This window comes from uncultured Gordonia sp. (assembly GCF_937858515.1).
Taxonomy (GTDB): Bacteria; Actinomycetota; Actinomycetes; order Mycobacteriales; family Mycobacteriaceae; genus Gordonia.
The window spans coordinates 1-6,626 of the sequence record NZ_CALLZT010000135.1; the positions used below are offsets into that span (position 1 = coordinate 1).

6 protein-coding genes are annotated in these 6,626 nt (G+C 64.7%); 1 reads left to right on the plus strand and 5 read right to left on the minus strand.

Annotation, left to right across the window (positions count from 1 at the left end):
- Together Q0627_RS12355 and Q0627_RS12360 are read right to left on the minus strand one after the other, a co-directional pair.
- Positions 1–182: cytochrome c oxidase subunit 4 (locus Q0627_RS12355; RefSeq protein ID WP_298810212.1), on the minus strand; the 182-nt coding region annotated here is incomplete at its 3' end.
- Positions 179–1,357, minus strand: a complete 1,179-nt coding sequence (locus Q0627_RS12360) for a cytochrome c oxidase subunit II (RefSeq protein WP_291013022.1) — start codon at positions 1,355–1,357, stop codon at positions 179–181. The genes Q0627_RS12355 and Q0627_RS12360, both read right to left, overlap by 4 nt.
- Before the next feature lie 418 nt (positions 1,358–1,775).
- Here Q0627_RS12360 and asnB point away from each other — a divergent pair, with 418 nt between their 5' ends.
- Positions 1,776–3,701: an asparagine synthase (glutamine-hydrolyzing) gene (gene asnB, locus Q0627_RS12365; protein ID WP_298810215.1), complete on the plus strand. Its 1,926-nt coding sequence runs from the start codon at positions 1,776–1,778 to the stop codon at positions 3,699–3,701.
- An 81-nt stretch (positions 3,702–3,782) separates the two neighbouring features.
- On the opposite strand, the gene Q0627_RS12370 is transcribed toward asnB, so the two are convergent.
- From Q0627_RS12370 to Q0627_RS12380, 3 genes are all read right to left on the minus strand, one after another.
- A complete protein-coding gene (locus Q0627_RS12370) occupies positions 3,783–4,706 on the minus strand; it encodes a carbohydrate kinase family protein (protein ID WP_291013020.1) in 924 nt (307 codons plus the stop codon).
- 130 nt (positions 4,707–4,836) lie between these two features.
- Positions 4,837–5,988: an RNA-guided endonuclease TnpB family protein gene (locus tag Q0627_RS12375; RefSeq protein WP_298810217.1), complete on the minus strand. Its 1,152-nt coding sequence runs from the start codon at positions 5,986–5,988 to the stop codon at positions 4,837–4,839.
- A 258-nt stretch (positions 5,989–6,246) separates the two neighbouring features.
- On the minus strand, positions 6,247–6,606 hold the full coding sequence (locus Q0627_RS12380) for an iron-sulfur cluster assembly accessory protein (protein ID WP_291012909.1): 360 nt from the start codon (positions 6,604–6,606) through the stop codon (positions 6,247–6,249).
- Positions 6,607–6,626 lie beyond the last annotated feature (20 nt).

Consider the following 6,626-nt stretch of genomic DNA (forward strand, 5'->3'; position numbering starts at 1 on the left):
CGGCGTGCGACGAACCGGAAGTAGGTGCCCGCCAGCAATGTCAGGCCACCACTGAAGAACATTGCGGTCACACCGGCCCACTCGACGCCCCTGCTGGAGAAGTGGGTGCAGATCGTGTAGACGACGCCTCCGATGAAGAAGAACGCGGTCAGGAGCTCAAAGATCCGGGCTTCGATTTTCATCCGTTGGCTCCGATCGTGCAGTTGGCGATCGTGGTGTTGTCCGCGTCGCCGAGATCCTTGGGAGTGTCACCGTTGGTCTTGCGCCGGGTTTCGAACGGCACCGTCGTGACCGATGTGGGCTGCTGGCATACGGACTCGAGTGCCTGGCCGGTGGTCCAGTCGGGGTTCTTGATCCGTGCCTGGATATAGCTGTCAAAGGTCTGCCGGCTCACCGCACGCACTTCGAAGTTCATCATCGAGTGGAACGTGCCGCACATTTCCGCGCAACGGCCGACGAACGCGCCTTCACGCTCGATCTTGGATACCTGGAAGCGGCTGTCGGAATGGTTCTGCTTGGGGAACGGCATCACGTCGCGCTTGAACAAGAACTGCGGAACCCAGAACGAATGAACGACGTCGGCGGACTTGATGTCGAACTCGATGCGTTCACCGACCGGCAGCACCAGGATGGGGATCTCCGTCGACGAACCGACCGTCTCGATCTTGTCGAAGTTCAGGTAGTCACGGATATCGTCATCGCGTCCGCCGGCGGGACCGGGCTTGTCCTCATCGGTCTTGTGCCCGTCGTGTTCGAGCTTCTCGGGGACCTGGACGTCGAACGGGGTCTTGTTCACGCCGCCCGAGGCACCCTTCTTGATCTCGTCGGGGTTGCCCTTGCGGTCGAGCAGGTCGAGCTTCTCACCGTTGGCCAGCGTGACCTGGTTGTAGCCGAACTTCCAGTTCCACTGGAACGCGGTGACATCGACGACGACCGCCGGGTTGTCTTCCTTCTTCTCCACGTCGTTCTGCACCACGACGGTGAAGTAGAACAGGATCGCGATGAGCACGAACGGGGTGGCCGTCAGGCCCAGTTCCAGCGGCACGTTGTAGCCGAACTGCCTGGGGAACTCGTCCTCACCGTCTTTGTGCCGGTGGAAAGTGATGGTCCAGAAGATCGCGATCCAGACGAGGAGACCGACGACCAGAGCGGCGATCACCGACCAGGTCCACAGCGCTTCCATGTCTTTTGCCTCGGAAGTCACTCCCTCCGGCCAGCCGAAACGCATCGCGTCGCGGGCATCGCACCCCGACAGCAGCAGGGCGCCGAGGCCCAGCGCGAACGCCGAACCCAGTCGCTTCGCATTTCGACCTGCAGATGAGACATGCCTCGCTCGGGGCCGTCCACCGTGTGCCAATTTCACGCCTTCCTGCTCGCTCGGGAAGCATTTTCCAGCTGTCCGAGTCGCCGTGCCACATGACCCGCGAGGTGCGTACACATCACGCTGCGCCGAGTTTTGGGCTCTCGGCACACCACAATTCTCGCACCTAGTACTACGCAGCGTAGACCAACCCGGCGAACCTTTCGTGATTGGGGCGGGTATGGCGCGTGAGTTGTTGATCCGCGCAGGTGAGACGGGGAGGGCCCGGGGCCCGGTTGCTTGGTTCGCCCGGTGTGGGAGGGGTCCGGGAGGGTGTCCGGCGACACCAGGGCCAGTGGCCGACACACCTGTTCGGCGTCGTCTGCGGCATACTCGACCCGTCGGAACTTCCGGTCGGATACGACCGGGCGCCCCCGATCTCCCGATACTCGACGTGACGTGAGGAACTGCCTGAATGTGTGGACTGCTCGGCCTTCTGACCTCCGACGGCACCGCCGCGGACGCGGTCGACCTCGTGGCATCGGCCACGCACTGCATGCGTCACCGTGGCCCCGACGAGCCGGGCACCTGGCATGACGAGCACATCGTCCTCGGTTTCAACCGGCTGTCGATCATCGACATCGAGACTTCGCATCAGCCGCTGCGCTGGGGACCAGCGGACAACCCGGACCGCTACGCAATGGTCTTCAACGGCGAGATCTACAACTATCTCGAGCTGCGCGCCGAGCTGGCCCGCGACGAGGGCGCGGTATTCCGCACCGAGGGCGACGGCGAGGCGATCGTCGCGGCGTTCCATCACTGGGGGCCGGATTCGGTGCGCCGGCTGCGCGGGATGTTCGCGTTCGCGATCTGGGACACCGCCGACAACTCGCTGTTCATCGCCCGCGACCCGTTCGGCATCAAGCCGCTGTTCATCGCGACCGGATCCGGGGGCACCGCGTTCGGCAGCGAGAAGAAGAGCCTGCTGGAGCTGATCGGCCGGATCGGACTCGGCGACGATCTCGATCCGCGGGCCATCGAGCACTACACGGTGCTGCAGTACGTTCCCGAGCCCGAGTCCCTGCACCGTTCGATCCGCAGGCTGGAATCGGGTACCTACGCGACCCTCAAGCCGGGTTCTCCGCCTTCGGCGCGACGCTACTTCGCGCCGCAGTTCGCGGTACGTCCGGTGACCGACGCGACCCGGCAGCAGCGTTACGACGACATCGCGCAGGCGCTGCGCGACTCGGTCGCCAAACACATGCGCGCCGACGTGACCGTCGGATCGTTCCTGTCCGGCGGTATCGACTCAACGGCAATCGCCGCGCTGGCCATCCAGCACAATCCGGATCTGATCACGTTCACCACCGGTTTCCAGCGAGAGGGCTATTCGGAGGTCGACGTCGCGGCCGAATCCGCGGAGGCCATCGGCGCCCGGCATGTGATCAAGGTCGTCGGACCCGACGAGTTCATCGCGTCGATCCCGGAGATCGTCTGGTATCTCGATGATCCGGTGGCCGACCCGGCGCTGGTACCCCTGTATTTCGTGGCCAAGGAGGCCCGCAAGCACGTCAAGGTGGTGCTCTCGGGTGAGGGCGCCGACGAGTTGTTCGGCGGGTACACCATCTACAAGGAGCCGCTGTCGCTGAGCACCTTCGACAAGCTGCCCGCCTCACTGCGCCGGCTGGCCGGCAAGGCCTCCGACCGTATCCCGGAGGGCACCCGCGGCAAGAGCCTGCTGCATCGCGGTTCGCTCTCCTTGGAAGAACGCTATTACGGCAACGCCCGCAGCTTCGACGACGCCCGTCTGCGGGCCGTCCTGCGCGACTACCGGCCCGAGTGGACGCACACCGATGTGACCGCGCCGATCTACGCACAGTCACGCGGCTGGGATCCGGTGGCCCGGATGCAGCACATCGACCTGTTCACCTGGTTGCGCGGCGACATCCTGGTGAAGGCCGACAAGATCACCATGGCCAATTCGCTGGAGCTGCGAGTGCCGTTCCTCGACTCCGAGGTGTACAAGATCGCCGAAACCCTCCCCTTCGACGAGAAGATCGCGCACGGCACCACCAAGTACGCGCTGCGCAAGGCGCTGGAGCAGATTGTTCCGCCGCATGTGCTGCACCGGCGCAAGCTCGGATTCCCGGTGCCGATCCGGCACTGGCTGGCCGGAACCGAGATGTATGACTGGGCCCACGAGACGATCGCCGCATCGCAGACCGACCACATCTTCGACAAGAGTGTGGTCGTGGCGATGCTCAATGAGCACCGCGACGGGGTCGTCGACAACAGCCGCCGGCTGTGGACGATCCTGATCTTCATGGTGTGGCACGCCATCTTCGTCGAGAAGACGCTGGTGCCGGCGATCACCGATCACGACTATCCGGTTCGCCTGTAGCCGTCCTCCCGGCCACGCACAGGGCCGCCCGTCGTACGTAGACGGGCGGCCCTGTGCGTGGATCGAACTGGATCGGAAGAACTACAGGACGGCGCCGATCTCGCCGGCCGCATCCTCACCGTAGGCACCCTTGATGCGGATCAGCGCAGAGTCGCGGTCCCACGACCAGTCCTGCGTCGAGACCGCTTCGAGGACCAGCACGGCAACCATAGAACCGAGCTGCGCGGCCCGTTCGAACGACAGTCCGTTGCTGATACCGTGCAGGAATCCGGCACGGAAGCCGTCGCCGACGCCGGTCGGATCGACCTTCGCGGTCTCGGGAACGACGTCGACGTGGATGCTCTCACCGTCGACGATGTCGACGCCCTTGCCGCCCAGGGTCGTGATTCGGGTGCCGACCATCGCCGCGACCTGGGCCTCGGACAGGCCGGTCTTCTGCCGCAGCAGGCCCCACTCGTATTCATTGGTGAACAGGTAGGTGGCACCGTCGATGAGTTCGCGGGCCTGGTCGCCGTCGAGCCGGGCGAGCTGCTGCGACGGGTCGGCAGCGAACGGCACCCCGGCCTCCCGGCATTCGCGGGTGTGCCGCAGCATCGCATCGGGGTCGTCGGCGCCGATCAGCACCAGTTCGGGGGTGCCGTTCTCGGCGAAGATTTCGCGCAGCGAGATCTCACGTGCCTCGCTCATCGCACCGGGATAGAAGGTAGCCAGTTGCGCCATCGCCTGGTCGGTGGTGCAGGTGAATCGTGCGGTGTGCCGGGTGTCGGAGACGCGCACCGAACCGCAGTCGACGCCGCTTCCTTCCAGCCACCGCCGGTAGTCGGCGAAGTCGGGGCCGACCGCGCCGACGAGCGTCGGGGTACCGCCGAGCTGCCCCATCGCGTAGGCGATGTTGCCGCCCACGCCGCCGCGCCGGACGACGAGGTCATCAACGAGGAAGCTCAGCGAGATGTGTTCGAGCTGATCACGCAGCAACTGCTCGGAGAACTTGCCGGGAAAGGTCATCAGGTGGTCGGTCGCGATGGACCCGCATACGACGATATTGACGTCCTCCCAGCCTTTAGCGGCCGGGATTCCTGCCACACCGCTACGCGGTGTCTCGGTGGGTTCCTGTTTCATTGAGGCTCACTTTCCGCTAGGCGGAAAGACTGACAGCCCCTCCGCAGGCGTTTAGCCACTCCGCACGTCCTGCGGCGTGGATGTTCTTGGCGGCGTTGAGGTCGCGGTCGTGAACCGCCCCGCACGCCGTGCATGTCCACTCCCGAATCGAGAGCGGTTTCGGGCCGTCCTGCACCCTACACGCCGAGCACAGTTGGCTCGACGGAAAGAAGCGGTCCACTTTGCCGAACACCCGGCCATACCGTTCGGCCTTGTATTCGAGCATCCCCACGAACTGCGACCAGCCCGCATCGTGCACCGACTGCGCCAGACGAGTCCGCGCCAAGCCTGTGACGCACAAATCCTCGACGAACACCGCTTGGTTCTCGCGGACAATCGTCGTCGACTCCTTGTGCGCCCAGTCTCGTCGTGAGTCGGCCACTCTGGCATGAACCTTGGCTACCCGTAGGCGTGCTTTGGCCCGGTTGCTGCTGCCCTTCTGCTTGCGCGACAGGTCCTGCTGCGCCTTGCGGAGCTTGCGCTCTGCCCGACGCAGAAACTTCGGAGCACCGATCACCCGACCGTCCGAGAGGACAGCAAAACTCGACAGCCCCAGGTCGATACCCACCTCGTCGGCTATCGGAGGCAACGCTTCGTCGTTCGTCTCCACCACGAACGACGCAAAATAGCGGCCCGCCGAATCCTTGATGACCGTGACCGACGACGGGACGGCTGGAAGCTCCCGTGACCACGCCACTGTCAGCTCGCCCACCTTGGCGACATACAGCTTCCGGTTGGACCGAACACTGAATCCATTGCGGGTGAGCCGAATCGACTGCCGAGTGTCCTTGCGGGACCGAAACCTGGGCGCACCGATCTTGCGACCCTTCCGCTTCCCACTCATCGAATCGAACCAGTTCCGGTATGCCCGGCGCGCGTCCTGGCACACCTGCACCAGCACCACCGACGCGACATCGCCCAACCACACCCGCTGCGGGGTTTTCTTCGCTTCGGTGACCACCAACTTCTGCACGTCGGTGTCGGAGAGCTTCACTCCCGACTCGTGCGCGACCTGCCGGGCTCGCAGGCAGTCGTTGAACACCACCCGCGCACACCCGAACGCCTGAGCCAGCCTGTTCTGCTGGCCGGGCGTCGGATAGATGCGGTACCGGTAACGCAACTGCACCACTCGAACATACCATCGACCTCACGTGCTGTGGTTGACAACGACCCGACAACTATTCCGCACACCCGTCACGCTGACCGGGCCGGCGATCGATCACGCTGCCCGTACCCGGCACCATGCAGGGCGTTGATGCGCTGACCCTGCACTGAAGGACCGGGCTTGCGCGCTACGTTCTCTCGTCACAAGGTCCCACGCCACCGGTCGGCAACGCACAACCGGCCGCACCCCTGCTCGGAAGGGGTGCGGCCGGTGGCCAAAACTTCAGTTGAACGAGTCGCCGCAGGCGCAGCTGCCCGTCGCGTTGGGGTTGTCAATGGTGAAACCCTGCTTCTCGATGGTGTCGACGAAGTCGATGGTGGCGCCCTGGACGTACGGCGCGCTCATCCGGTCGACGGACAGGGTGACGCCGCCGAAGTCGGCGGTCAGGTCGCCGTCCATCGAGCGATCATCGAAAAACAGCTGGTAGCGCAGTCCCGCACAACCACCCGGCTGTACGGCGATACGCAGCGACAGGTCGTCGCGGCCCTCCTGATCGAGCAGCGCCTTGGCCTTACCCGCGGCTGCTTCGGTCAGGATGACGCCGGTCGACGTGGCGGCGCCGGATTCGTTGGCAACGGTCATGTGCTCTGCTCCTCGTGCAT